The sequence below is a fragment of the Demequina capsici genome, from assembly GCF_032102965.1.
GTDB classification, from domain to species: Bacteria; Actinomycetota; Actinomycetes; order Actinomycetales; family Demequinaceae; genus Demequina; species Demequina capsici.
In genome coordinates this window covers 818,942-844,785 of the sequence record NZ_CP134880.1, presented here as the reverse complement: position 1 = coordinate 844,785, position 25,844 = coordinate 818,942, and the positions used below count along the sequence as shown (strand labels likewise).

Genomic DNA, 25,844 nt, shown 5'->3' with positions numbered 1-25,844 from the left:
CTCGACGTCATGACTCACACCCTCGACACGTGGGCCGACCAGGCGGTCGCGTCCGGCCTCGCGGCGCTCGACCTGGAGCGCACGGCGGACACCAGCTTCACCGGCCAGTCGCTCCCCATGCCGGGCGGCCGCGTCTTCGGCGGCCAGGTGCTCGGCCAGGCGATCGTGGCCGCCGGCCTGACCGTCGACCCCGACCGTCCCGTCCACTCGATGCACGGCTACTTCCTGCGCGCAGGCGACGCCTCGAAGCCCATCGACTTCGAGGTGGAGGTCCTGCGCGACGGCCGTTCCTTCTCCGCACGACGCACCCATGCGATCCAGGAGGGAGCGCCCATCCTGTCGATGATCGCGTCCTTCCAGCTCGAGCAGGAGGGACCGGAGCACCAGGTAGTGATGCCGGAGGTGCCGGGCCCCGATGAGCTGACCTCCGGCGTCGACGTGTTCGCGCCCCTCGCCGGGCACCCCACCGCCGACTTCTGGCTGCAGCGGGCGCCGTTCGACGTGCGGCACGTCGAAGGGCCGATCTTCCTCCGTCCCGACCGTCAGCCGCGCGCCTACCAGTCCACCTGGATCAAGGCCCGCACCGCCGTCGACGTCACCGACCTGACGCACCGCGCGCTGCTCGCGTTCGCCTCCGACCAGATCATCCTGGAGCCGATCCTGCGACGCCACGGCGCCTCGTGGGCCACGCCCGACATCTCGTTCGCCAGCCTGGACCACGCGATGTGGTGGCACCGGCCGGCGCGCGCCGACGAGTGGCTGCTGTACGTGCAGGACGCGCCCACGGCCCAGGGCGGGCGCGGCCTCGCCGGCGCGTGGGTCTTCGCGGAGGACGGTCGCCTGGTGGCGACCGTCGCCCAGGAGGGCATGGTGCGCATGCCTCAGGTCCCCGCGTGATCGAGCTCGCGACCTCCAGCTGGACGGACGTTCAGGAGCACGTCGCCGCCGGCGGCACGCTCGCGATCCTCCCCTTCGGCGCCCTCGAGCAGCACGGCCCCCATCTGCCGCTGTCCACCGACACGTTGCAGGCCGACGGGCTGGCGCGCCGCCTCGCCGCACGCTTCGACGCGATCCTCATGCCGCCGGTGCCCTACGGCCAGACCTGGGACAACGCCGGCTTCCCGGGCACCGTCTCGCTCAGCGCGGCGACGACGACCGCCGTCTGCCTCGACCTGGTACGCGCAGTGACGGGCTTCGGCATCACCACCACCGTGATCGTCAACGGCGACTACGGGAACCGGCTGCCGCTGCACTCCGCGGCGCAGCAGCTCGCCACCGAGTCGATCGACGTGATCGTGCTCGACTACCCCGGCCTGATCGAGGCGGGCGACGACGTGAAGGAGACGCCGTGGGCGGCGCCCGGCCTGTGCCACGCCGACGAGATCGAGACATCGCTGGTGATGGCCCTCGCGCCCGGCACCGTGCGGTCCGACCGGATGGCCGCGAGCTATCCCGAGCTTCCCGCGGACTTCGGGATGCGCCCGCTCCGGTTCGACACCCTGTCGCCTTCTGGCGTGTTCGGCGATCCGCGACCCGCCACCGCCGACAAGGGACAGCGTCTGCTCATGCTGCTCGAGCAGCACTCCGCGGCAGCGGTCCAGCGTCACCTGGATGCGCTGGGCGGAGCAGTGCACCCGTCCGCGTCCGCCCCGGATCTCAACTGACGCGCCTGCCGTGACGCGTGCGCCCCACCGGGAGAGAGGAGGGTGGGAGCGCACGCGCCCAGGTCTATGCGGATGACGCCAGCGCGCGCAGCTGAGTCCGGGACGACACGACGAGCACCACGAGCGTCACCACGTACGGGAGGGTCGAGTAGACCTCGCTCGGCACCGTGAACCCGAGGCCCTGCCCCAGCAGCGCGAAGCTCTCGAAGAAGGCGAACAGCAACGAACCCGCGGTCACGCCGAGAGGCGTCAGCCGTCCCATGATCACGACGGCGAGCACCACGTATCCGCGGCCGGCGGTGATGCCCGGCGTGAAGGAGCCGATGTCCCCCGCCGGGATGATGCCGCCCGCGAGACCCGCCATCGCTCCCCCGACCAGCAGGACGCGTGCGCGCACCTTCCGCACGGGCACCCCTCTCAGCTGGGCGGACTCCGGGTCGACGCCCGAGGCATGGACGCGCAGCCCGATGGTCGTGCGCGTCATGACCCACCAGAATCCGAGCACGACCGGAACCATGAGGTAGACGATGAGGTCGTGGTCGAACAGGACCTGCCCCAGCACGGGGAGGTCCGCCAGGGGCCCCAGCTCGATGCGAGGCAGCACGTCGACGCTGCGGTTCACCTCTCCTGCCGGGATCCACATCAGGTACAGGTAGGTGCTCAGCCCGAGGCCAAGGATGGTCATGGCGAGGCCCACCACCACCTCGTTCGCGCCGAACCGGTAGACGGCGACGTTCATCACGAGCGCCATCAGCACGCCGACCGCGATCGCCGCCGCGAGCCCCGCCCACGGGCCTGAGGCCGATGCCGTCCACACGGCGGTGAACGCGCCCATGGCCATCATCCCCTCGATGCCGAGGTTCAGGCGTCCCGCGCGCTCGACGAGCGTCTCGCCCAGGCCCGCGACGATCAAGGGGGTCGCGAGCGCGACGGCACCGGCGAGGATCGCGATCCATAGCGAGGCGTTCATCGTGCCGCTCCTTGGTCGTCGACCGTCCGCGTGGATCGGCCCTCGGGGACGTGAGCAGGATCGACGGCACTGTCGCCGGTCGCCCGCTCGTCGCCCGCCGGGTCGGGAGCGTCCGGCGCAGGGGTCCGCGGCGCGATGGTCTGGCGACGCGCGGCCGCTCCCATCGCCCCAGCGATGCCGAGCAGGATCACAGCCTTGATCACGTCGGCGATCGACGAGGGGATGGAGCCCGTCGCGGACTGGATGCCCGCGGCGCCGACCGTGAGCGCGGAGAACAGCACCGCGGACAGCACGATGCCGGCAGGCACGAGCTGGCCCAGCAGCGCGACAGCGATGCCGCTGAAGCCGACGCCCCCGGTCACCGAGGTGTAGATCCGTGAGTTCAGGCCCGCGAGCTGAAGGTAGCCGACAAGACCGGCGCCGAGCCCTGAGACGAGCATCGTCCGGTAGATGGTGCCCGCGCGGCTCACGCCGAGCCGCTCGGCGAACCGGGGACGCTCCGCGAACACGGCGATGCGGGTCGCCGCAGCGGTACGGCGCCACCAGACGAACGCCGCGGCGATGACGATCATCGCGAGGATGCCCAGATGCGCACGGGTGTGCGGAATGAGGGACGGCAGCTTGGCCGCGTCCGGGAGCGGGTCGCTCTGCGGGGTCGCCACCGCCTCATCGGTGCCCAGCCATGTGCGCAGGGAGAACGCGAGGAACCCTGCGGCGATGTAGTTGAGCAGCAGCGTGGACAGGATCTCGTTCACTCCCCAGCGCACCAGGAGGAATGCGGGCAGGAGGCTGACGACGGCACCGCCGAGGGCCCCCGCGACGGCACCGCCGAGCCAGTACACCGGGGCCGGAGCGCCGTCGCCGATGGCGAGCATCACGGCGCCCGACGTGAGGGCTCCGATGGCCACCTGACCCTCCGCGCCCACCGAGAAGACACCTGCACGCAAGGCGGGGATGAGCGTCAGCGCCACGATCCCGATCGGCACGGCGCCCACGAGCAGCTCGCCGATCCGGTACGGGGAGCCGAACAGGCCCGACACGAAGCCTTGGAGGCCGACGAGCGGGTTCGCGCCGCTGACCATGATGAGCAGCCCTGCAGCGACGAACGAGGCGAGCACCACGGCTGCGGTGATGGCGGCGCTCCTCAGCGCTTGGAGTCTCATGCGTCGTCTCCGTCCTGAACGTCCGCAGTGGAGAGCCCTGCCATCGCCCGGCCGATCCGGTCCGAGGTGGCCGATGCGGCCGGCATGTCGTCGACCAGTCGGCCGCCCACCAGGACGACGATCCTGTCGCTGATCTCCACCAGCTCGTCGAGGTCGTGCGACGCGACGAGGACTCCCGCGCCTCGTTCGGCCGCAGCGACCAGGCGGTCGCGGATCGCCTGCGACGCGCGCAGGTCCATGCCCTGGGTGGGTCCGTTGGCGACCACGAGCGTCGGGCCCTCGCCGCCCTCCCATGCCGCGTCCAGCTCGCGAGCGACCAGGAGCTTCTGCTGGTTGCCCCCCGACAGCATCCCTGCGGCGAGCGCAGGCCGGGGCGGGCGCACATCGAACGCGCGAAGCACCTGCTCCTGCACCGTCGCCGCCGCTCCGCGAGCTCCGCCGAAGCGCGCCGCCACCCGCGCGGAGGCGTCGCGCGCGACCGCGGCACCGTAGACGGTCAGGTTCGCTCCGACGGACATGCCGGGCACGACCGCGTCCGCCCGGCTCTCAGGGATCCATGCCACGCCCGCCGCGAGCGCGGTGACGGCATCGAGCCCTTCGCGTCCGGCGATCCGGACCGAACCTGCCAGGGGCGCCTCGAGACCGACGGCCACCTCCGCGAGCAGGTGCTGGCCCGATCCGGCCACGCCGGCGACGCCGACGACCTCGCCAGCGTGCACGGTGAGCGAGACGTCATCGAGATCGGAGTCGGACCGCGAGGCGGCGCTCACCGCGTCGAGCGCGAGCACCTCGGCGCCCGGGGCACGCGGCGCACGCTCGCGCGCCGGCGGCAGGTCTCCGACCATCAGCTGCGCGATCCTCGCGGAGTCGAGGCCCTCCGTCGGGCCGCTGAACACCTGGAGGCCATGGGACAGGACGGTGACGTCGTCCGCCACCGACCCCACCTCGTCGATCCGGTGCGTGATGAGCAGGATCGCGGCGCCGAGCTCGCACAGGGCGCGCAGGTGCGCGAAGAGGCCGCCCACCTCGTGCGGGCCGAGGCTCGCCGTGGGTTCATCGAGGATGAGCACGCGAGCACCCTCCGCCAGCGCGACGACGATCTCGCCGAGCTGACGGTGCGCGAGGCCGAGCCGACCCGTCGGGATGTCCACGTCCACGTGCACGCCGGCGCTGTCGAGAGTCGCGCGGAGCAGGTCCCGCGCCTGACCACGCCGTGCGGGCAGGCCATGCGACGACAGCAGGAGGTTGTCCACGAGGGACAGGTCGTGCACCAGGCTCAGCTGCTGGGGCACCATGTTGATCCCCATGCTCTTCGCGTGCGCGCGGTCACGCACCTCGACCTCCCGGTCGTTGAGCAGCAGCTGGCCCCGGTCGGCGGGCTGGATGCCGGCAAGGATCTTGGCGAGCGTCGACTTGCCTGCGCCGTTCTCACCGATCAGCGCATGGATGCGGCCCGGCTGGATGTCGATGGAGACGCCCGAGAGCGCCTGCACGTCGCCGAACGACTTGGAGATGGACCACGCCGCGAGCGCGACGCGGTCCATCTCCTGCGAGGGTCGGATCATCAGTCGTCGAGGGTGATCGAGCCGTCCTTGAGGCCCGCGATCAGGGTGTCGACCTTCGTGGCGGTGTCGCTGTCCGCGCCGTCCACCGCGTTGATGTCGGTGGGCACGAGCCCGCCGTTCGCGATGGTCGAGGTGACGCCGCGTCCGCCGAAGTCGCCGGCGGCGACCTCGTCGACCCAGGTGCGGAAGATCGGGGTCATGTCCAGGTTGACGGTCGAGACGTTGACGGAGGCGGCCGCATCGCCCGCGGCCTCCGAGACTCCGACGGTGGCCACGCCCGCCTCGGCCGCCGCGGAGCCCACGCCCGTGGCGATGCCGTCACCGGTGGTGTAGACGAGCTTCGCGCCCTGGGTGATGAGGCCGCTGGTGGCGGAGGCCGCAGCCTCGGCGTCGTCGAAGCTGCCGGTGTAGATGACGTCGAGCGCCTGCGCGGCGGGGTTGGCGTCGGCCAGGCCCTTGAGGAAGGCGGTATCGGTGGCGGTGACGAAGTCGAGCTCCATGCTCTCGACGCGTGCGACGGGGCTGAGGCCCGTGGCTCCGGCGATGTAGCCGGACAGGTATCCGGCGTCGCTGGTCGAGTAGGTCCAGGTCTCGACGTTGTCGGTGTACTGGTCCAGGATGTCGGCCCCGCCGGACGCCGTGAACATGACGTCGGGGAACTCCTGCGCCACGGCGAAAGCGGCGTCGCCGAGCTCGATGCCGTGCGCGATGATCAGGTCGTAACCTTGGCTCGCGTAGTCGGTCATGATCGGCTCCGCGGTGGCGGAATCGGCGATCTCGTCGCGGATCTCGAACTCGATCAGACCCTCGTCCTGCAGGGTCGTGAGCGCGTCGAGCACCGACTGGTTGAACCCGCCGTCGGTGGTGGTGCCGGGCGTGAGCGCGGCGACCTTGAGCACGTGGGCGCCTGCCGACGCCGAGCTGGAGCCGGTGGCGTCCGCGGAGGCCTCCGTGTCGGCGCTGCATGCGGTGAGGGCGAGCGCGGATGCTGCGGCGATCGCTGCGGATCCGAGCGCGAGGCGCCGGTTCTTGCTTGTCATGGGGACGGTTCCTTTCGGGTTGTCGTGCTGCGGGCGGTCAGGAGGAACGAATGGTGAGGAGCTCGAGGTCGGGAGCGTCCGACTCCACGATCGAGGTGGCGCTCATGGTCGCGCCCACGAACCCTCCCGCGGCGTCGGACCAGTGGCCGAGCACCGCGCCCGTGGCCACCGAGAAGCAGGGCTGGAGGTCGAGGATCGCGGTGTCGGCCGGGTGGAGCTGCGCGTCGGTGAGGCAGACGACGCGGTGGTCGCCCAGGGTGCGCAGCGTGGCCCGGTCCGGGAGGCGGCCCTCGCGCTCGGCGGACACGAGCACGGCGGTGGACAGGAAGCCACGCAGGTCGTCGGCATGGTCGCAGTCGTCGACGGCGCATCCGTCGGTCCACGCGAGGGTGCCGTCGTCGGCCACGTGCACGACCGCGAGCGAGGTGCCTCCCCCGTGCGTGCCCTGCGCCTCCAGCTCGATGCGCAGGGCGAACGCGTCCGCGTCACGTGTGAGCGTGAGGTGCTCGATGTAGCCGGGCTCGGACTTCGTCGCGGTCACGGTGAACGAGGTGGGCCACGCGGCGACGAGGGGCGCGACCGCCACCGTGGCGCCGTCTGCGGGCTCTGCGGCGCGGCCGGCGGCGCCCGAGAGGACAAGGACGGCGGACACCGTGGCCGCCGCCAGCGCCACGGTGGCGGTCGCGCGCCGCGCGAGGCCTCGGAGCGGGGGCCGCGTCTTCGAGGCGCGAGGAGCAGCTGGCATGGGCACGGCTCTCCTCTCGGTCACGTGGTGCGGAACGTGGGGGCGCCCCGCCGGGCCCAGCGTATGACACTTGTTGACAAGTTGGATCCGAGTCGTCACGAATTTACAAGAAGGTAACGATCTCGTGGGTAGATGTGCGTGGCCAACACCGTCTTCGGGGCGCGAGGAAACTACTTGTTAACATGTACGCAACGTCTCACGAGCGCTCCGGCCACGCGCCAGCCGGCTCGCAGAAGCGGCCCACCCTCGCGCGTTGTCCACTCCGGCACGAGCACGCGGCGACACGTCCTACCTGCGACTTCGCACCCAGCGCAGCGCGGATAGCAGGCCAATTGCACAGGTGACGCCATGTCACGAAACGGTCACATTCTGGTAAAGAACTTGAGCGGCCGCTGCTCACGTTGTTACGGTCGATGAGGACTTGCGCCTGGGCGCCGACCTCTCGGTGGGCTCGCGCGAGTCGTCGCAACCCAGGTCCGCGCACACCGATCGCTTCGTCGGTACGCGTATGGCCGTGTGTGTCCGGCGCCGCCACCCGGCGAGTGCCGCGCGGGACCGTGCGGGCGCAGCAGCGTCCCGGTCCAGACGCCGCGGCCCGGATCGTGATCTGAACGGATCCGCGTCTTCGCACGCGGACGCTGAGGACGAATCTGTGAGCAACAGCATCGCCCTGCGTGCCGACGGCCTCTACAAGGTGTTCGGCCGGCACGCAGACCAGGCCGTGACGCGACTTCGCGCCGGCACCGACCGCAACGAGCTCGGACCAGGCATCACCGCCGCCGTCATCGACGCCTCCTTCGAGGTGCAGCGAGGCGAGATCTTCGTGGTGATGGGACTGTCGGGCTCCGGCAAGTCCACCCTGATCCGCATGCTCAACGGGCTGCACGACGTGTCCGCGGGAACCGTCGAGATCGGTGGGGACACGCTCACCGACATCCCCGCGAAGAAGCTCCGTGAGATCCGTCGCAAGCGCGTCTCCATGGTCTTCCAGCACTTCGCGCTGCTGCCCCACCGCACCGTCCTCGACAACGTCGCCTACGGCCTCGAGATCCAAGGGCTGCCCCTGGCGGAACGAGAGGCGAAGGCCCGCGAGGTCACCCAGATCGTCGGCCTGGCAGGCTGGGAGGAGAAGCTCCCCAGCGAGCTGTCCGGCGGCATGCAGCAGCGGGTCGGATTGGCCCGCGCACTCGCCGCCGACACCGACGTGCTGCTCATGGACGAGGCGTTCTCCGCGCTCGACCCCTTGATCCGTCGCGAGATGCAGGAGCAGCTGCTCGAGCTCCAGGCGACGCTCGGCAAGACCATCGTCTTCATCACCCATGACCTCAACGAGGCCATGTTCCTTGGCGACCGGATCGCGGTCATGCGCGACGGTCGCATCGTGCAGATCGGCACCCCTGAGGACATCCTCACGGACCCTGCCAACGACTATGTCGAGCAGTTCGTGGCCGACGTGGACCGCACCCGCGTCCTCACCGCGGAGTCCGTCATGCGCAAGCCCCGCGTGGTCGTGCACCCTTCCGCCGGACCGCACGGAGCGTTGAAGATCATGCGCGACGAGCAGCTGTCCGCCGTGTACATCACCAAGCGCGACCGGAGCCTCGTCGGCTGGGTCACCGACCGTGACGCCCTCGACCTGGTGCGCAAGGGTCAGACCGACCTCACGGAGATCATCCGCAAGGACCACGGCGCTGTCGCATCCGACACCTCGCTGTCGGACCTCTTCATCCCCTCGCTCGAGGCGGCGCTCCCGCTCGGCGTGACCGACGCGAAGGGTCGGCTCGTCGGGGTGATCCCGCGCGTCACGCTGCTCGCCACGCTCGGCGGGGAACCGGAGGCCGCCAAGCAGGCCTCTCCGCGGCCCGACCCGCTTCCCACCGAGGTCGTCGACCAGGCCCTGGAGGCCGCCGTCGACTCCGGATCCATCGACGCGAGGGAGGTGCAGTGATGGACTTCCGCATCCCCTTCGGCGACTGGATCACCTCCGGGCTGGACTGGGTCCAGCAGAATCTCGGTTGGCTCTTCGACTTCCTGCGCGCCCTTTTCGAGGGCATGTACGACGGCGTCTACTGGATCTTCTCCACGCCCCCCGAATGGGCCGTGATCCTCGTCGTCGCCGCGCTCGCGCTGCTCGCCCGCGGCTGGCGCTTCGCCGTCGGCACCCTCGTCGGCCTGCTCTTCATCGTCGGCGTGAACCAATGGGACAACGCGATGAGCTCGCTGGCGCTCGTGATCGTCGCCGCGTGCCTCGCGATCGTGATCTCGGTGCCGCTCGGCATCTGGGCCGCACGGTCGCCTGTCGTGTCGGCGGTCGTGAAGCCGGTCATGGACTTCCTGCAGACCATGCCCGCGCTGGTGTACCTGATCCCTGCGATCGCACTGTTCCGCATCGGCGTCCCGCCGGGCATCTTCGCCACCATCCTCTTCGCGCTCGCACCCGGGGTCAGGCTCACCGAGCTCGGCATCCGCGGCGTGGACAAGGAGGTCGTCGAGGCCGGCCAGGCCTTCGGCGCCTCCCCCGGTCGCATCCTGCGCCAGATCCAGCTGCCGCTTGCGATGCCGTCGATCATGGCCGGCATCAACCAGATCATCATGCTGTCGCTCTCCATGGTCGTCATCGCCGGCTTCGTCGGCGCGGGCGGTCTCGGAGGCCAGGTGACCAAGGCGCTGTCCTCGCTCGACAAGCCGCTCGGCTTCGAGGCGGGCATGGCCGTGGTGGTGCTCGCGATCATCCTCGACCGGTTCACCGGGGCATTCGGCCAGGGGCGCGGCGCGCACCTGATCAAGCGGATCCGCGGCACGGTCCGCCAGGACCCTTCCACCGCGCCGACCCCAGGCAAGGACACCGATCAGCTCGTCGCGGCGGACTCGGGCAACGGCCGCAGCCCCGGGCGCTGAACGGTGGCACCGACCGACGGGACTGACCGGTGGCACCGGCCGTTCGAAATGACCGAAGGCACCGGCCGTCGGCGCTCACCGGCGGCACTGACCGTCCGCAATGACCGACGGCACCGGCCGTAGGGCGCTGGTCCGCCTGACCGCTGACGCGAGGCCCGCGTCCCGCGCGCCTCGTGGACCGACGTCCTCATCACTCCGACACAAGACCTCGCAGCCTCCCAGGGGGAGCTGCGCGCACCCCGCCCCTACCGATGGGCGGATCCGGTGCTCACGACGTGGGGAGACGCCCCTCGTCGGGAAAGGACACTCATCATGAAGATGCGCATGCTCGCACCTCTCGCCGTCACCGCCGCCGCCGGCCTCGTGCTCGCGGGCTGCTCGTCGTCCGGCGACTCCGGCAGCACCACCTCCGCCGACACCTCGGGCTCCGCCACCGCAGGCGGCGACATCACGTTCGGCGTGTTCAACGGCTGGGACGAGGCCAACGCCTCGTCGCTGCTGTGGGAGAACATCCTGGACGCGAAGGGCTACAACGTGAGCCTCGAGTACGCCGACCCGGCGCCTGTCTTCCAGGCGCTCGCCGACGGCGACTACGACCTCACCACCGACGTCTGGCTTCCCAAGACCCATGCGTCGTACCTGGACCAGTACGGCGACAGCATCGTCGAGCTCGGCGCCTGGTTCGACAGCGCCAAGCTGACCGTCGCGGTCAACGCCGACGCGCCGATCGACTCGCTCGCGGATCTCGCCGCGAACGCCGACCAGTTCGGCAACACCATCGTGGGCATCGAGCCCGGGGCCGGCCTCACCGCGGCGATGGAGGATGACGTCATCCCCACCTATGGCCTGGACGGGATGGACTTCATCACGTCGTCCACGCCTGCGATGCTCGCAGAGCTGGACACCGCGATGGCCAACGGCGAGAACATCGTCGTGACCCTCTGGGAGCCTCACTGGGCCTACGGGGCGTACGACCTGAAGAACCTCGAGGACCCGGAGGGTGCCCTGGGCGACGCCGAGTCGATCTACACGTACTCGCGCACCGGCTTCTCGGACGACTTCCCGCAGGTCGCCGAGTGGATGTCCGCCTTCACGATGGACTCCGACCACCTGTACGACCTTGAGAACGCGCTGCAGGCCGCTGGCACGGATGCCGACCAGCAGCAGGTCGTGGCCGACTGGGTCGCCGCGAATCAGGAGTGGGTCGACTCGCTCACCGCGTAGCTCTCGCTCGCGACTCTGGTCGCGCTCGACTTTGGTCGCACTCGACTCTGGTCGCACTCGACTCTGGTCGCAACATGCGAGGGCCCCGGGCATCAGCCCCGGGGCCCTCGTCGCGTTCGTAGCACCTGGTCGGCGCAATGCGGGTAGGCCAGTGTCGCTTCTGAAGAGTCGCCGCATCTGACGGGTGACCCAGTGCCGCTTCTGAAGAGTCGCCGCATCTGACGGGTGACCCAGTGCCGCCTCGACCGGCTCGCACACTCCCAGCGGCGTGCCGGATGCTCAGGATGCCGGTCCCCTCACGGAATCGAACCGACACGGGCCGGGTCCTCGCACGCCGAGATCGAGCACTACCGTGGGCAGATGATCACGCAGGCGATTCCCTCGACGCTCGACGCGGCTCAATGGCTCGTCTCGGCCGCCGGGTCCGTCGACGAGGCGCCCGCCGGCCCGAGTGCGCTTCCGATGATCGCCGCTGTCGCGATCGGGCTCCCGATGGTGGGCGTGCTCGTCGGGTTCGTGTGGGTGAAGATCAGAGATCGTGACGACCCCGCAGGGCCGGTGCTTCGGCCTGGGCGCGACGCTCGGAGCGACGACGGCAGCGGCGCTGATGGCACCGGGAACGTCCACTAGGGCCACAGGCGGCACTGGCTCACTCGTCAGGGGCGGCGAGTTCGGAGAATCGACACTGGCTCACCCGTCAGGGGCGGCGAGTTCGGAGAATCGACACTGGCTCACCCGAAACGCTGAGGAGCCCCCGGTTCGGTCGGGGGCTCCTCACGTCACTGCGGAGGCGGCACACTGGGGACGCGGCACACGGCTGACGCATGCACACGGCCGACGCGACACACTGCGGCCGCGGCACACCGCTGACGCGTGCGACTAGTCGCGCGTGAGCTTGCGGTACGTCACGCGGTGCGGACGCGCAGCATCGGCGCCGAGGCGTTCCACCTTGTTCTTCTCGTAGGACTCGAAGTTGCCCTCGAACCAGAACCAGTTCGACGGGTTCTCCTCGGTGCCCTCGTAGGCGAGGATGTGAGTCGCCACGCGGTCCAGGAACCACCGGTCGTGACTGACCACGACTGCGCACCCGGGGAAGTCGAGCAGCGCGTTCTCGAGCGAACCGAGCGTCTCGACGTCCAGGTCGTTGGTCGGCTCGTCCAGAAGCAGGACGTTGCCGCCCTCCTTGAGCGTGAGCGCCAGGTTGAGGCGGTTGCGCTCACCACCGGAAAGCACGCCGGCGGGCTTCTGCTGGTCAGGGCCCTTGAATCCGAAGGCGCTCACGTAGGCGCGCGAGGGCATCTCGACCTTGCCCACCTGGATGTAGTCGAGCCCGTCGGACACGACCTCCCAGAGCGACTTGTCGGGGTCGATGCCGCCGCGCGACTGGTCGACGTAGGAGATCTTGACGGTCTCGCCGACCTTCAGGTCGCCGCCGTCAAGCGGCTCGAGGCCGACGATCGTCTTGAACAGCGTGGTCTTGCCGACGCCGTTGGGGCCGATGACGCCGACGATGCCGTTACGCGGCAGCGTGAACGACAGACCGTCGATGAGGGTGCGGTCCCCGAAGCCCTTCTGCAGGTTCTTGGCCTCGAGGACGATGCTGCCCAGGCGGGGGCCCGGCGGGATCTGGATCTCCTCGAAGTCGAGCTTCCTGGTGCGCTCCGCCTCGGCAGCCATCTCCTCATAGCGGTTCAGGCGCGCCTTGGACTTGGTCTGGCGCCCCTTGGCGTTCTGACGCACCCACTCCAGCTCCTCCTTGAGGCGCTTGGCGAGCTTGGCGTCCTTCTTGCCCTGGACCTGCAGGCGCTCCTGCTTCTTCTCGAGGTACGTCGAGTAGTTGCCCTCGTACGGGTACAGGCGGCCCCGATCCACCTCGCAGATCCACTGTGCGACGTGGTCGAGGAAGTACCGGTCGTGGGTGACGGCGAGCACTGCGCCGGGGTACTTGGCGAGGTGCTGCTCGAGCCATTGGACGGACTCGGCGTCAAGGTGGTTGGTCGGCTCGTCCAGCAGCAGCAGGTCGGGCTTCTCGAGCAGCAGCCTGCACAGCGCCACGCGGCGGCGCTCACCGCCGGACAGCACCTTCACGTCGGCGTCCCCCGGCGGGCACTGCAGCGCGTCCATGGCCTGCTCGATCTGGGAGTCGAGGTCCCACGCGTCCGCGTTGTCCAGGTCCTCCTGGAGCGAGCCCATCTCGGCCAGCAGCGTGTCGTAATCGGCGTCGGGGTTCGCCATCTCCTCGGAGATGGCGTTGAAGCGCTCGAGCTTCGTGTAGAGCTCACCCATGCCCTCGCGCACGTTGCCGAGCACATCCTTGTCCTCGTTGAGCGGCGGCTCCTGCAGGAGGATGCCCACGCTGTAGCCGGGGCTGAGCCGCGCCTCGCCGTTCGAGGGCTGCTCGATGCCGGCCATGATCTTCAGGATGGTGGACTTACCAGCGCCGTTGGGGCCGACGACGCCGATCTTGGCGCCCGGGTAGAAGGCCATGGTGACGTCATCGAGGATGACCTTGTCGCCGTGCGCCTTGCGCGCCTTCTGCATGGTGTAGATGAACTCAGCCACTGATGCTCCGAGACTTGTGGGTTTCGAGCCGCATAGGCCCGCTGTCGACGCCCCTAGCCTACGCGGCGCATCCGGCTCGTCCGAGCGGGGCGTGGGATCGACAGCGGGCCGGCGCCCGTCAGCTCCTCACACGGCGCTTGTGGCGGGCTCGTCGACCGCCTCGGAGGAGTCGTCCATCGTCTCCGTCTCCCAGGGGTCGGACGCGCCGTCGGCGTCCGGTGCGTCGGCGTCGAGCTCGGCGCCGGAGGGTGCGAGGGCGTCCGTCTCTCGCTCGGTGTCGTCCGCCTGCCCAGCCGACGCCGTCGTGCCCAGCGTCGCCTCACCACCCAGGGCGGCGTCCCCGACCGCCCGGGTGAACGTCGCGATCCCTCTCGTGAGATCGTGGCCCACCGCGGTCGCGTCGACCTGCAGGTCCGTACGCGGACCGTCGGCGGCCTCCCACACGTTCGTGCGGAGCCTGCCGGTGACCATCAGCGGTTGGCCCTTGCGCACCGACTCGTGGACGGTCACGGCTCCCGCGCGGAACACCCTCACGGTGAACCACTCGGTGCTGCCGTCCACCCACTCCCCCGCGCCGCGGTCGAACCGCCGCGGAGTGGAGGCGAGCCGGAACGTGCACATGGCGGCACCGCCGGCGCCCACGTGCAGCTTGGGGTCTGTCGCGGCCCAGCCGCCGACCGTCAGGGTCAGGTCGTTCATCTTGCGCTCCTCGCCGGACCGCACGGTGCGGTCACGGGAGCCAGCCTCGGCGACCGGGGCGTCGGACGGACCGGCGGGCACGGTGACGGTGGAGCGGCACGCGGGTCGGCCTGCCTGGGGACGACGCCCGACGGGCTTGCGCGGCGGCCGCCGAGGTCCCGGCGCCGCCTACTGCTCCAGCCGCGTCAGCTCGTCGAGGTTGCGATACGCCTGGTGGATGCGGATGGTCGGCTCGACGAGCGCCTCGCGCACCACCCTGGCCACGGCGTCGTGGCCCACGGCGGTGACGGACTTTGAGGCGGCCGACGCGCGCACCACCTTGGCCATCCGGCCGCGCCACCCGGAGGGGCGCTCCACCTCCGGCCATTCCGCTTCGCCCAGCTCACGGTTGAGAGCGTCGGTGAGCTCCTCGCCGCTGGCGACCGTGTCCGCGAGCACGTGCCGCCACGTGAGGGGCAGCCCATCGGTCGCGGCGTCGATCCAGTCGAGCCGTTCCCGTTCCACGGACGCGAGGCCGATCGGGGCGAGGTCCGGCACCTGATGCCCACGCCCAGAGGCGACGGCGCCCGCGGCCTCGGCACGCGCGTCGACGCCTGCGAGCCGGGCGAGCGACGCGATGATCTCCGTCTTGTCGGGGAGCTTGGGGTCGGCGTCCTGGGCAAGCGCGCGTGCGAGCGCCTTGCCCGCCGCGACAAGGTCCGCCCGCACGGCCTCCGCCGCGATGGAGCCGGACTCGACCGCGCCCGCCAGCTCGGCCTTGAGCCCGTCGACTCCTCGTCCGGTGCGTGCGCTCAGCGGCATCACAGGCACGTCGAGCAGCCCCTCCTCACCGAGGAGCCTCTGCAGGTCCTCGATGATCGCCCAGTCATCGCCGTCGCCGAGCCGGTCGGTCTGGTTGAGCACCATGAGCGACGGCTGGCCGTGCACGGACGCGACCTGGATGTACGCCGAATGGATGGCATGGTCCGCATACTTCTGAGGGTCGACCACCCAGATGATGAGGTCCGCGAGCGGGACCACGCGGTCCACGACGTCGCGGTTGGCGCCGTTGATCGAGTCGTGGTCGGGCAGGTCGAGCAGCACGAGACCATGCAGCTCCGGCGGCGCCTGGGGCACGTGGAACCGGTGCTCCTCACGCACGCCCAGCCAGTCGAGCAGCGGGTGCGCGCCCTCGGAGTAGACGGCGGCGGACGCGTGCGCCGTGGTCGGACGCGTCACGCCCGGCACGGCGAAGTCGGATCCGGTCAACGCATTGAACAGGGTCGACTTGCCGGAGCCGGTACCGCCCGCCAGGGCGACGATGGTCCAGTCGACGCCGAGCGCGAGCCGCTCGTCGCATCGGCCGATGGTCTCCCGGACCTCGTCGCGCACATCGCGTGGGATCGCGTCGGCGGCCCATTCCATGGAGGCGCGCAGCCGGTCCACGCGCTCCTGCAACGCGGTCGTCTGGCCGCGCGCGGGAACGTCGTGGAAGGTGGGGCTCACAGCAGGCCCCTGAGCTCGGCCCGGCGCAGCCGGACCTTGGCGGACGCCTCAGGGAGCAGGGAGGTCACGTCGGTGGGCTTCATCATGTCGAGAGCCTCCTTATTGATGACGTACTTGCGCGCTGCGGTGAGCTCCGCGCGAGCCGTCTCGGACTGCTCGTTGATGGATCCGGACGTGGCGACGGTGAGGAAGGTGCGTGCGGCGTCGACGCCGAGTGCGGCGGACGCGAGCGCCGTCGACAGGCCCTGCGGCCCGATCAGGTCGCGGGCGCGCTGCGCACCGGGAAGCTCCGCCGCCAGCTCGTCGACCCTGTCCAGCCAGCCCCGGGTCGCGTCGGCGGCGTGTCGTTCCCGGATCTCACGTGCGAGGCGCGGGTCACGCTGTCCGGCGAGCCACGGCCCCGGCCCCTCGCCCACGTCGGTGAGCGCGGAGACCATCGCGTCGGACGCGTCCGATGCGGACAGCACCAGGTGCGCCTCGACCGCCTCGGTGATCTCGCGCCTCATGAGGTGCAGCACCTCATCGCGCTTCTCGCGCGCGATCCTGCGCTTGGTCCACATGGAGCGTCGCAGGCGGAACAGCACGCCGCCCTCCCCTGCCGCCTGCTCCCACCTCGCTGCAAGGGACGACGTGGGGATCTGCAGGTACCAGGCCTCACCGTCCTTCTGGTCGGCCTGGGCGGCGCATCGGCGCACCTCGGAGCGGACCTCCTTGGCGGCGGCGGCCTGGTCGTCCATGATCTCTGCGAGCCTCTCGAGCCACTCCTTGAGCGACTCTGCGGCGCCGTGGAGGGTGCGTTCGACGATCGCCTCGGCGGACGCCGACGCCACGGACTCGAGCCAGCGTGCCAGGTTGCCGACGATGTCGCGCGGCACGCGTCCACGTCCCTCGGGGTCCTCGGGGATGACGAACAGCGGCAGGCCCTCGAGACCCTCGTCCTGCAGTCGGTCCACCAGGTCGCGCCTGACGTGGGCGGCCACGTCGACGGTCACGCGGTTGAGCACGATGGCGATGGAGGCACCCCGTTCGGCACCCGTCCGCAGCGCGTCCCACGGCACGGCGTCGCCGTACCGGGCGGCGGTGGTGACGAACAGCCAGAGGTCCGCGGTCTCCAGGAGCTCATGCGCGATCTCGCGGTTCTCGCCGGACACCGAGTCGAGGTCGGGGCTGTCCACGAGGGCGAGACCGCGAGGCACCTCCTCCGTGGCGATCACTTTGGCCTTCTGCTCCACCTCGCTCAGCAGCTGGGTGTCCAGGGGATGGTGGAACAGGTGCGGCTGCTTGGTCGTGGGCCTGAGCACGCCGGAGGGCGTCAGGTCCTCTCCTATCAGGGCGTTCACCACGGTCGACTTGCCGGCACCGGTGGATCCAGCGACGACGACGATCGCGGGCGAGGCCTCCTCGCGGACACGTGGGATCAGGTGGTGGTCCAGCTGATCGAGCATCTGCTCCATCAGCTGCGCGGACTCGCCCTCGTGCCCTGTGGGGAGGGGAAGCTCGGTCGCCGCGATCACCTTGCGCGTGTCGACCAAAGCGTCCAGGAGCGCACCCGGATAGGACCATGTCTTGATCGGCCGGATGCTCATGCCTGGTATCCCCGCAGAAATGCCATGCTCCCAGGCTACCTGCGAACTGGGACGATGCCTCGCCGCACGAGCCGGGGCCCGAAGGATCCCCTCGGATCACACGACGTGGCGACGCCACTCGATCATGGTGGCGGTGAGCACACGGGACGCCTCAGCGAACGACCCGCCGGGCTGCAGCGCGGTGCGCGCCTCGGCCTTGCGCCCCGCATCGAGCTGTCGCAGCACGTCCGCGGCCGCGCGATGGAAGGCAGCGTGCTGCGCCTTGGCGGTGGACAGCAGGCCCGCGGAGTCGGTCACGCCACCCGAGTGCAGCCACCGCCCGAAGGCGCAACGGTCGTCGCGCCCGACCGTCGCGACGTCCTCGTTGTGTCGCCCCGCGCCGACGGCAGCGTTCAGGCGCTTCTTCCACGCACCGTGCGCACCGATGGCCTTGGTGATCTGTCTCGCGACGGGAACGTCCTCGTCGTGCGGCGCGACGAACTGGAAGCGGGCGAGGAGGTCCGTCAGCTCGTCGGTCATGCGCGCCACGTCGGACTGGGCGGCGGTGGTGTCGGTGACGGCGTCGCTCGACGCGCTGGCGGCGTCGGCGATGCGGCTGATCGATGCGGCGATCTGCTCGGCACCGGCCGCCGCCTCCGTCACCGAGCGGGTCATCTCCTCGGTCACGGCGGTCTGCTCCTCGAGGGCGGTGGCGACGGCGGCCTGGCTCTCGCTGACCTGGTCGATGACACCGGTGATGCGCCCGATCGCGGTCGCAGCGGAGTCGACGTCCGTCTGGATCGCCTCGATGCGCGCACCGATGTCCTCGGTGGCCTTGGCGGTGGCCTGAGCGAGGTCCTTGACCTCCGACGCGACGACGGCGAACCCCTTGCCCGCCTCGCCTGCGCGGGCAGCCTCGATGGTGGCGTTGAGGGCCAGCAGGTTGGTCTGCTCGGCGATCTGGGTGATGAGCTTCACGACCTCGCCGATCTGCGTGGACGACTCGCCCAGCGTGGTGACGGTCGCGCTGGCGCTCTCGACGGCGCCGACGGCCTCGGCAGCGACCGCCGCGCCCGCGCTGGTGCTCGTGGCGATCTCGCGGATCGATGCGGACATCTGCTCTGTCGCGGTGGCGACTGCCTGGGCGCTGGTCGACACCTGCTGCGCGGCTGCGGCGACCATGCCTGCCTCCTGGGAGGACCCGGAGACGCCCGCCGCGATCTGGGAGGTGGCCACGGACAGCTCCTCCATGGCGGCGGACAAGGCGAGCACGTCCTCACCGATGGCACCGAGGCCGTTGCCGAAGGCGTCGGCCATGCGGTTGAAGTCGGCCGCGAGCGGCCCGACCACGCTCCCGCCGGTGCCGCCCGCCCGCCCTGTCAGGTCGCCGGCTCCCGCGTGTGCAAGGAGGCCTGCGAGCTCCTTCATGGGAGCGGCGACGCGGCCGCCCAGCCAGGCCGCGGAGACCAGCGCAAGCACGACGGCGACTGCGCCGAGCGCCAGGATCGTCGGCACCGCCCACGCGGGCGCGGCCTGTGACGCATGGACCGCATGGACCGCCACCCCTGCTCCTGCAGCTGCGGCCGCAGCGGTCGCGAACGCACCCAACATGATCTGTGCACGGAAGCTCAGCATGGTGAGCAACCCCCTCGATCGGCGAGACGAGCGGCAGGGCTGCCGCTTCCCTGCGTCGTGCGCCTCGTCCGCCCGTTCGTCCTCGTAGAGGCCTCCGACAGGGGACCTTGGGCCTGACTTGGACGATCGTCGACGGGCCTGGGCTCTGCGGGTCAGCCCAGCAGAGGGAAGTTGTCGTGGAACAGGTTCTCCCGGTCGTAGCGCCGCTTGACCTCGCGGAGCCGCGCCAGCGTCGGCGCAGGGAACGCCGACGCGACGAGCGCGGGATCCTGCCGTGACTCGAAGCTCAGGTAGAGGCCGTCGAACCGTTCGGCCAGTCGCTCCCAGAGAGCGTCGAATCGTGCGGAGCCGCCGATGGCCGTCAGCGAGTACAGGGCGTCACGGTGGGCATAGGCCGTAGCGTCCGCAGGCACGTCCGCGATGGCGCCGCCGACGGGCCGGATCTGGAACCAGGGCGTCGTCCCGGACGCCAGGAGTGCGGCGGCGAGCCCCGCGGCGTCCTCACCGAGCTCGGGGAGCAGGCCCGACCTGAAGGCGGGCTCGCCCTGACCCTGGTGAGGGGTGTCGGGCGCGTTCGCGATGACGTCGGCGTACGAGCCGAGCTGGATCGACTGGTCGAGCAGCGGCGCGATCTGTGCGAACGGCATGACCCGCTCGATGATCGTGTCCGGGTCGCTCGAGTCGACCACCCCGTACAGCTGGACGACCGGCGGCTGACCCGCGCGCGGCGCTCCGGCCATCAGGAAGAGGGTCGTGTCGCGCGGCGCGGCCTCCGTGGCCTCGGCGTAGCGTGCCAGGAAGCCTGCCGTGTCCGACGCGTCGAAGGCGAGCTGCACCCATCCCACCTGGCCGACAGGCTGCGCCTCGAGCTCGACGGCGGTGACGATGCCCATGCTGGCGCCGGCCCCGCGCAGCGCCCAGAACAGCTCGGGCTCCTCGGTGGCGGACGCGTGCAACGGACGTCCGTCGGCGAGCACCACGTCGGCGGCGACGACGTGGTCGATGGTCAGGCCGTGCTCGCGGCCCAGGAAGCCCACGCCGCCCGCAGTGGCGAGGCCCCCGACGCCGACGCCTCCGTAATCTCCGCTCGAGATCGCCCAGCCGTGAGGCTCGAGCGCTCGCGCGACCTCCTGCCAGCGGGCGCCGGCGCCGACGCGCACCCGGCGAGCCGCCTCGTCGACCACCTCGATCGTGTCGAGGGCGCCGAGGTCGATCACGAGCCCGCCGTCGTTCGTGCTGCGGCCGCTGATGCCGTGGCCGCCGCTGCGGATACCGAGGGGAAGGGCCCGGTGGCGGCCCGCGAAGACGACGGCGTCGCTCACCTGTGAGGCGTCGCGCGGCCTCAGCACCAGGCCGGGTGCGCCTGCGCGCATGTAGGTCGACCGGACGGTCGGGTAGGCGAAGTCGCCAGGCTCCACCGCCGTCGAGCGCAACGACTCGGGCACGTCGTCGTACGCGATGCCAGGTCGCCGCGAGGCGATCGCCGTGCGGGATCGCCCCTGGTTCGCTGCCGTGCCACGGTTCCGGCGCTCGTCTGCCAGCCCGGCGCAGACCGTCGGGGCCGTCTCCTCGATGAACCGGGCCAGGGACGACGGGTCGTCGGCGGCCACGACGAACGTGGAGAAGCCGTGCGCGACCGCGAGATCCAGCAGCTGCGACGCGGGCTCGCGCCCGGAGATGTTGAGAAGGCGGGTGATCTCCGCAGGGTCGCGGTCCGCACCTGTGGCCGCGTCGTCGATGCGGGCGCTCTGCTCGGTGAAGTCGCCTGAGGGGACGTACGCGAGGCTCGGGAGCCAGCCGTCGCCCTTGCGTCCGGTAAGGCGGAGCATCCGCGGCTTGTACGCGCCGATCCACAGCGGGATGCGGTGCGCGGGCATCGGGCCCCGCTTGGCGCCGGCAACGGGATAGCGGCCACCTCCGCGCAGACCGCCTCCTTCATGCGGCGACCAGAGCCCGCGCATGAGGTCGATCGCCTCCTCGAGGGCGTCGACTGCCTGGCCCGGGGTGAGCCGCGGCTCGCCCATCGCCTCGATGGCCTCCCAGAACGCGCCGGAGCCGAGACCCAGGTCCAGCCGCCCACCGCTGAGCAGATCGAGCGATGCGGCGGCGCGCGCCGCGACGAGCGGCTGGCGCAACGGAAGGTTGAGGACGTTGGGTGCGAGGTGGATGCGCTCGGTCGAGGCGGCCACGTACGACAGCAGCGTCCAGGTGTCGTGGAAGGACGGCTGATACGGGTGGTCCTGGAACGTCACGAGGTCGTAGCCGAGCCGTTCGCTCAGCTGCGCGAGCCTCACGGGCTGCTGCGGCGAGGCGTTCGTGGGGGTGATGAAGGTGCCGAAGCGGAGCGGGTGTCCGTAGTCCATGGCGCGGGGTCTCCTCAGGACGGGGTCTCACGGGTCAGTGTCGTCATCTCCGCAACGCTCGAAGGCTGCCGACGCCTTCCGCAAGACCGACTGACCCGCCCCCGCGCGCCCGCTACCCTTGTGCATGCGCCCATGCGCATCAGGCCCTCGTAGCTCAGCTGGATAGAGCATCGGACTTCTAATCCGCAGGTCGCAGGTTCGAATCCTGCCGGGGGCGCCGAGGGGCGCGGTCAGTCGCTGACGCGGACGGGCAGGCGCGCGAGCCGCCACGTTGCGGCGACGATCGCGCCCGCTGTGGCGAGCGCGAGCATCAGCAGACCCACCGCGACCCCCACCTCGGACTTCACGCCGAGCGCACCCGGGTCCGTGAGCAGCTGCTCGGCGGGGGCGAGCGCCCACTGGCGGATGCTGACCGCGCGCACGCCCGGCACGTAGCCCGCGAGCACCCCCTCCCACAGCAACGCGTAGATGAGGCCGATGATGATCGGGTTGCGCGTGAGGATCGCGATCGCGAAGAACACCGCCGTGTATGCGACCGCGGCGAGCGCCGTGGCGCCGCTCATGGCTAGCGCGAGGCGGCCGTGCTCGTCGCCCGCGATGAGGCACGCGATCGCGATCGACGCGACGGTGGACACGACGGCCACGAGGGTGGCGACGGAGAGCTTGGACAGCGCGATCGCACGCCGCGACAAGGGCTTCGCAAGCAGATAGACGATGGAGCCGTCCTCGATCTCGGGAGCGATGACACCCGTGCCGATGAGCAGGCACATCACAGGCACGAGCGTGCCGAGTCCGAAGTTCATGACCAGGGATGCGGACGAGTGGATGTCGCCGCCGGAGCCCCAACGCGTGAGGCCGGCAACGCCGAACAGCAGCACTGCGAGCCCCACGAGGATCCAGGAACGACGGCTGCCGAGCAGCGACCGGAACGCGAGCCGCATCACCACGATGTTCATGAGACCTCCTCGGTGCGCGCGTCGATCATCGTGCGACCAGGTAGGCGAAGACGCTCTCAAGCGACTCATCGGCAGGCGTCACGTCGTGCAGCGAGATCCCTTCCGCGACGGCGATCCGGGGCAACGCGTGCACGAACGCGCCGAAGTTCGACGTCTGCACCTGGAGGCCCGCGGCGGAGATGCTCACGGCGTCGGCGGCGCCGTCGGCGATGATCGCGGCGGCGAGCGAGCGATCGTCGCTCGAGGAGATCTCGTACTGGTGGGGTCGGCCGGTCATGAGTCGGCGGATCTCCCGGAAGTTGCCGGATGCCGCCTGGCGCCCGGCCACGAGCACCTCGATGGTGCCCGCGATGTCCTCGACCTCCTCGAGGATGTGGCTGCTGAACAGGACGGTGGTGCCGCTGTCGCCGAGCCGCTGCAGCAACCCGAGCAGGTGGAGTCGCTGGCGCGGGTCCATGCCGTTGAAGGGCTCGTCGAGCAGCAGGACGGCAGGCTCATGGACGAGCGCTGTCGCCATCTTGATGCGCTGCTTCATGCCCTTGGAGAAGGTGCCGATAGGCCGGTCGAGCGCTTCGAGCATCTCCACCTGCTCGATCGCGGCGAGCGCGGCGGCGGCCGGGCGCGGCAGGTAGTGGAGCTCGGCGTTCGCGGTCACGAACTCCCGGGCCGTCATGGAGTCGAACATCGCCTCGGCCTCGGGGACGAGGCCGACGGTCCGGTAGATGTCCGGGTGGCGCCACACCGGCTCACCGTCGAGTGTCACGGTGCCCGACGACGGGGGCAGGAAGCCGCTCATCATCGCCAGCAGTGTGGACTTCCCCGCGCCGTTCGGGCCGAGCAGCCCGGTCACGCCGGGGCCGACCGTCATCGTGACGTCGTTGACCGCCACCACGTTGCCGAACCAGCGGGACACGCCGGAGAGCTGGATCGTGCTCATGCCCCACCGACCTTCCGGAAGCGTCGCATGAGGATCGCGACGGCCCCGGCGATCGCGACCACGAGCACGGCGGTGAAGACGAGCGCACCGACCGCGCCGTCGGGCTGCGACGTGCTGTGCTGCGGCTCGACGCCGAGCCACGCCGCAGCCAGACCGTCGACGAGCAGGTACGGGTCGAGCACCGCGAAGAACGTGCCGTGCGTGCGCGTGGACTTGATGCTGACGACGTCGATGAGCACGTTCGAGACCCCAGAGGTCAGCACGAACGTGGCGAGGATCGCAGCCACGCCGAAGCCCCGACGCTTGGTGAACGAGGCGATCGCGAGCGCGATCGTCGTCACGAGCACGGACAGCGCCGCGGCCATGAGCAGGCCTCCGAGCCAGGCCCACACCTCATGGCCGACCGGATACTTGGCCAGCAGCGCGCCGACGAAGAGCACCGTCACGGGCGTGGCGATGAAGGCGAAGACAGCGGCCGCGAGGCCCAGCACCTTCGCGAGCACGTAGTCGCGGCGCGTGATCGGGCGCGAGAGGTACAGCGGGATGACGCCGTCGCGGATGTCGCGCGAGACCGCGTACGGCGCGCGCCCCGCGACGAAGAGGGACGTCAGCAGGGAGATCGCCACGGGGTACTGGGTGTAGCTGAGCGGCAGGGTGTCGAGCTTGGTGAGGATCGCGACGGTCACGATGACGAGGGCGGGGACGGTGAACAGGCCTACGAGGACCCACGGCATGATCTTGTAGCGCGCGGGGCGGCCGAGGCCGAAGGCGCCGCGCAGCGTCTCGACGAGGAGCGAGCGGAACGCCCACCCGCGCCCCAGGCGCGGGCCGTCGTAGTGCCGGAACCCGATGTCGTGGATGACAGAGCGAGGCGCGTCGGTGCCGGTCATCGCTTCACCTCGCCAGGGGTGGGCGTGGTCTCGAACATCTCGGCCAGGTGATGGCGGCGGCGCTGCAGGCGCACGAGGCCCACGCCCAGCTCGGCTGCGGCGGACACCACCCACCCGGCGACGTCGGCGTCGGTGATCTCCACGGCCAGCGTTCCCGGCGTGGGGCCGGCGACCACTGCGGCGCCGCGACCGCGCAACCGCTCGGCTACGGCATCGGACTGCTCGGTGACCTCGACGAGCAGAGAGCCGCTCATCTGCGTCGCGTCCGCGGTGGAGGTGGAGCGGCGCAGCATGCCCGCCTCGATGACGACGATGTGGTCGCTGATGCGCTCGAGCTCGCCCAGCAGGTGGCTCGTCACCACGACCGAGATGCCGAAGTCGCCGCTGACGCGCGCGATGAGATCCAGCATGTCGTCGCGGCCGGCCGGGTCGAGCCCGTTGGTGGGCTCATCCAGGAAGACCAGCCTGGGATCGTGGACGAGTGCCTGCGCCAGCTTGACGCGCTGCTTCATGCCCGTCGAATAGCCCCCGATGGGACGGTATCGCTCCTCGTACAGGCCCACGTGGCGCAGCGTGTCGGCGGCGCGCTCGCGGGCGACGTTGGAGGGAAGGCCGGACATGCGCGCCATGTGCACCAGGAACTCGGTGGCGGCGACGTCGAGCGGCAGGCATTCGCTCTCCGGCATGTAGCCGACGATCTCGCGGATTGCGAGGCCTTCGGTCAGGCAGTCGAGGCCGAGGATGCTCGCGGTGCCAGAGGTGGGCGGCATCAGGCCCAGCAGCATCTTGATGAGGGTGGACTTGCCGGCGCCGTTCGCACCGACGAGGCCGACGACGCCGGACGGCAGGTCGAGCGTGAGGTCGGAGACAGCCGTGACGGGACCGAAGCTGCGCGTGAGAGCGCGGGTGCTGATCGTGGTCACATGGCCACAGTAGCGGCGCGGGAGCCGTCGCCGCATGGGGGACAACCCTGGTCCTGACCCTGGTCGTGACCCTGATCCTGGCGGCGCCGGGCGGGCCGTCGCAGCCGTTGCGGCCACGGGCGTCCGGGGAGACGATGATGCGGAGGCGCCTCGACCCGGAAGGCGCACCACCCCAGGGGAGCCATCATGGCGCACGGCGACATCACCCACATCGACATCCCTGTGACCGACATGGACGCGGCACGGTCGTTCTACTCGGCCCTGTTCGGCTGGCGGATCGCCGCCCCGCCGGGTTTCGAGGACTACCCCATGTGGCAGGCGCCGAACGGGATCAGCGGGGGTGGGCTCGCGCCTCGCGGCGAGGGCTTCACGCAGCCGCGTTCGTATGTCGAGGTCGACTCGATCGACGACACGCTGGCCTTGGCGGTCCAGCATGGTGCGACGGTCATGCGCGGCAAGGCGGAGATCACGGACACGAGCTGGTGGGCCGTCATCTCCGACCCGGATGGCAACCTCGTGGGCCTCTACGAGGGCACCACGGAGGTGGAGCGGGACTGACC

The 25,844-nt window shown here is 70.6% G+C and carries 22 protein-coding genes and 1 tRNA gene; 8 read left to right on the top strand and 15 right to left on the bottom strand.

Annotation, left to right across the window (positions count from 1 at the left end; all coding sequences use genetic code 11):
- Nucleotides 1-9: 9 nt before the first annotated feature.
- Together RN607_RS04090 and RN607_RS04085 are read left to right on the top strand one after the other, a co-directional pair.
- A complete protein-coding gene (locus tag RN607_RS04090; RefSeq protein ID WP_313544512.1) occupies nt 10-897 on the top strand; it encodes an acyl-CoA thioesterase in 888 nt (295 codons plus the stop codon).
- Nucleotides 894-1,664: a creatininase family protein gene (locus tag RN607_RS04085; RefSeq protein WP_313544510.1), complete on the top strand. Its 771-nt coding sequence runs from the start codon at nt 894-896 to the stop codon at nt 1,662-1,664. The genes RN607_RS04090 and RN607_RS04085 overlap by 4 nt, the downstream gene beginning before the upstream one ends.
- Nucleotides 1,665-1,728: 64 nt before the next feature.
- Here the strand turns inward: RN607_RS04085 and RN607_RS04080 are convergent, their stop codons facing one another.
- Genes RN607_RS04080 through RN607_RS04060 form a run of 5 tightly spaced genes read right to left on the bottom strand, consistent with a single transcriptional unit; the run spans nt 1,729 to nt 7,147 of the window.
- A complete protein-coding gene (locus RN607_RS04080) occupies nt 1,729-2,634 on the bottom strand; it encodes an ABC transporter permease (RefSeq protein ID WP_313544508.1) in 906 nt (301 codons plus the stop codon).
- Complete coding sequence (locus RN607_RS04075) at nt 2,631-3,797, bottom strand: ABC transporter permease (RefSeq protein ID WP_313544506.1); 1,167 nt, start codon at nt 3,795-3,797, stop codon at nt 2,631-2,633. Before RN607_RS04075 ends, RN607_RS04080 begins: the two co-directional genes overlap by 4 nt.
- On the bottom strand, nt 3,794-5,362 hold the full coding sequence (locus RN607_RS04070; RefSeq protein WP_313544505.1) for an ABC transporter ATP-binding protein: 1,569 nt from the start codon (nt 5,360-5,362) through the stop codon (nt 3,794-3,796). Before RN607_RS04070 ends, RN607_RS04075 begins: the two co-directional genes overlap by 4 nt.
- Nucleotides 5,362-6,402 carry a BMP family ABC transporter substrate-binding protein gene (locus RN607_RS04065; protein WP_313500149.1) on the bottom strand — a complete coding sequence of 347 codons (1,041 nt, stop codon included), beginning with the start codon at nt 6,400-6,402 and terminating at the stop codon, nt 5,362-5,364. The genes RN607_RS04070 and RN607_RS04065 overlap by 1 nt, the downstream gene beginning before the upstream one ends.
- A gap of 37 nt (nt 6,403-6,439) precedes the next feature.
- Nucleotides 6,440-7,147 carry a hypothetical protein gene (locus RN607_RS04060; protein WP_313544503.1) on the bottom strand — a complete coding sequence of 236 codons (708 nt, stop codon included), beginning with the start codon at nt 7,145-7,147 and terminating at the stop codon, nt 6,440-6,442.
- Nucleotides 7,148-7,799: 652 nt separating this feature from the next.
- Between RN607_RS04060 and RN607_RS04055 the strand changes: the two genes are divergently transcribed.
- The 4 genes from RN607_RS04055 to RN607_RS04040 all read left to right on the top strand — a co-directional run bounded on the left by RN607_RS04055 (nt 7,800) and on the right by RN607_RS04040 (nt 11,899).
- Nucleotides 7,800-9,095 carry a quaternary amine ABC transporter ATP-binding protein gene (locus RN607_RS04055; RefSeq protein ID WP_313500145.1) on the top strand — a complete coding sequence of 432 codons (1,296 nt, stop codon included), beginning with the start codon at nt 7,800-7,802 and terminating at the stop codon, nt 9,093-9,095.
- Nucleotides 9,092-10,045: an ABC transporter permease gene (locus RN607_RS04050; RefSeq protein WP_376784232.1), complete on the top strand. Its 954-nt coding sequence runs from the start codon at nt 9,092-9,094 to the stop codon at nt 10,043-10,045. The genes RN607_RS04055 and RN607_RS04050 overlap by 4 nt, the downstream gene beginning before the upstream one ends.
- 312 nt (nt 10,046-10,357) lie before the next feature.
- Nucleotides 10,358-11,269 (top strand): glycine betaine ABC transporter substrate-binding protein, encoded by a 912-nt coding sequence (locus tag RN607_RS04045; protein WP_313500141.1) that lies wholly within the window; start codon nt 10,358-10,360, stop codon nt 11,267-11,269.
- Between the two features lie 360 nt (nt 11,270-11,629).
- Nucleotides 11,630-11,899, top strand: coding sequence for a hypothetical protein (locus RN607_RS04040; RefSeq protein WP_313544501.1), 270 nt, complete (start codon nt 11,630-11,632; stop codon nt 11,897-11,899).
- 249 nt (nt 11,900-12,148) lie between these two features.
- Here the strand turns inward: RN607_RS04040 and ettA are convergent, their stop codons facing one another.
- The 6 genes from ettA to RN607_RS04010 form a co-directional block, all read right to left on the bottom strand.
- The gene (gene ettA / locus RN607_RS04035; RefSeq protein ID WP_313500138.1) at nt 12,149-13,831 is read right to left on the bottom strand and encodes an energy-dependent translational throttle protein EttA; all 1,683 of its coding nucleotides are present in this window, start codon (nt 13,829-13,831) and stop codon (nt 12,149-12,151) included.
- Between the two features lie 126 nt (nt 13,832-13,957).
- Nucleotides 13,958-14,530 (bottom strand): single-stranded DNA-binding protein, encoded by a 573-nt coding sequence (locus RN607_RS04030; RefSeq protein ID WP_313544499.1) that lies wholly within the window; start codon nt 14,528-14,530, stop codon nt 13,958-13,960.
- A 168-nt stretch (nt 14,531-14,698) separates the two neighbouring features.
- Nucleotides 14,699-16,015, bottom strand: coding sequence for a GTPase (locus RN607_RS04025; RefSeq protein ID WP_313500134.1), 1,317 nt, complete (start codon nt 16,013-16,015; stop codon nt 14,699-14,701).
- On the bottom strand, nt 16,012-17,601 hold the full coding sequence (locus RN607_RS04020) for a dynamin family protein (RefSeq protein WP_313500132.1): 1,590 nt from the start codon (nt 17,599-17,601) through the stop codon (nt 16,012-16,014). The genes RN607_RS04025 and RN607_RS04020 overlap by 4 nt, the downstream gene beginning before the upstream one ends.
- Nucleotides 17,602-17,697: 96 nt before the next feature.
- Nucleotides 17,698-19,215, bottom strand: a complete 1,518-nt coding sequence (locus RN607_RS04015) for a methyl-accepting chemotaxis protein (RefSeq protein ID WP_313544497.1) — start codon at nt 19,213-19,215, stop codon at nt 17,698-17,700.
- Nucleotides 19,216-19,367: 152 nt separating this feature from the next.
- Entirely contained in the window at nt 19,368-21,578 is a 2,211-nt protein-coding gene (locus tag RN607_RS04010) for an LLM class flavin-dependent oxidoreductase (protein WP_313544495.1), read from the bottom strand.
- Nucleotides 21,579-21,721: 143 nt separating this feature from the next.
- Here RN607_RS04010 and RN607_RS04005 point away from each other — a divergent pair.
- Nucleotides 21,722-21,795, top strand: a tRNA-Arg gene (locus RN607_RS04005).
- Between the two features lie 13 nt (nt 21,796-21,808).
- On the opposite strand, the gene RN607_RS04000 is transcribed toward RN607_RS04005, so the two are convergent.
- Genes RN607_RS04000 through RN607_RS03985 form a run of 4 tightly spaced genes read right to left on the bottom strand, consistent with a single transcriptional unit; the run spans nt 21,809 to nt 25,284 of the window.
- Nucleotides 21,809-22,534 carry an ABC transporter permease gene (locus RN607_RS04000; protein WP_313544493.1) on the bottom strand — a complete coding sequence of 242 codons (726 nt, stop codon included), beginning with the start codon at nt 22,532-22,534 and terminating at the stop codon, nt 21,809-21,811.
- 25 nt (nt 22,535-22,559) lie between these two features.
- Nucleotides 22,560-23,471, bottom strand: a complete 912-nt coding sequence (locus RN607_RS03995; protein ID WP_313544490.1) for an ABC transporter ATP-binding protein — start codon at nt 23,469-23,471, stop codon at nt 22,560-22,562.
- Nucleotides 23,468-24,361, bottom strand: a complete 894-nt coding sequence (locus tag RN607_RS03990) for an ABC transporter permease (protein WP_313500103.1) — start codon at nt 24,359-24,361, stop codon at nt 23,468-23,470. Before RN607_RS03990 ends, RN607_RS03995 begins: the two co-directional genes overlap by 4 nt.
- Nucleotides 24,358-25,284: an ABC transporter ATP-binding protein gene (locus tag RN607_RS03985; RefSeq protein ID WP_313544488.1), complete on the bottom strand. Its 927-nt coding sequence runs from the start codon at nt 25,282-25,284 to the stop codon at nt 24,358-24,360. The genes RN607_RS03990 and RN607_RS03985 overlap by 4 nt, the downstream gene beginning before the upstream one ends.
- A gap of 186 nt (nt 25,285-25,470) precedes the next feature.
- Between RN607_RS03985 and RN607_RS03980 the strand changes: the two genes are divergently transcribed.
- Nucleotides 25,471-25,842, top strand: coding sequence for a VOC family protein (locus RN607_RS03980; protein ID WP_313544486.1), 372 nt, complete (start codon nt 25,471-25,473; stop codon nt 25,840-25,842).
- Nucleotides 25,843-25,844: the final 2 nt, after the last annotated feature.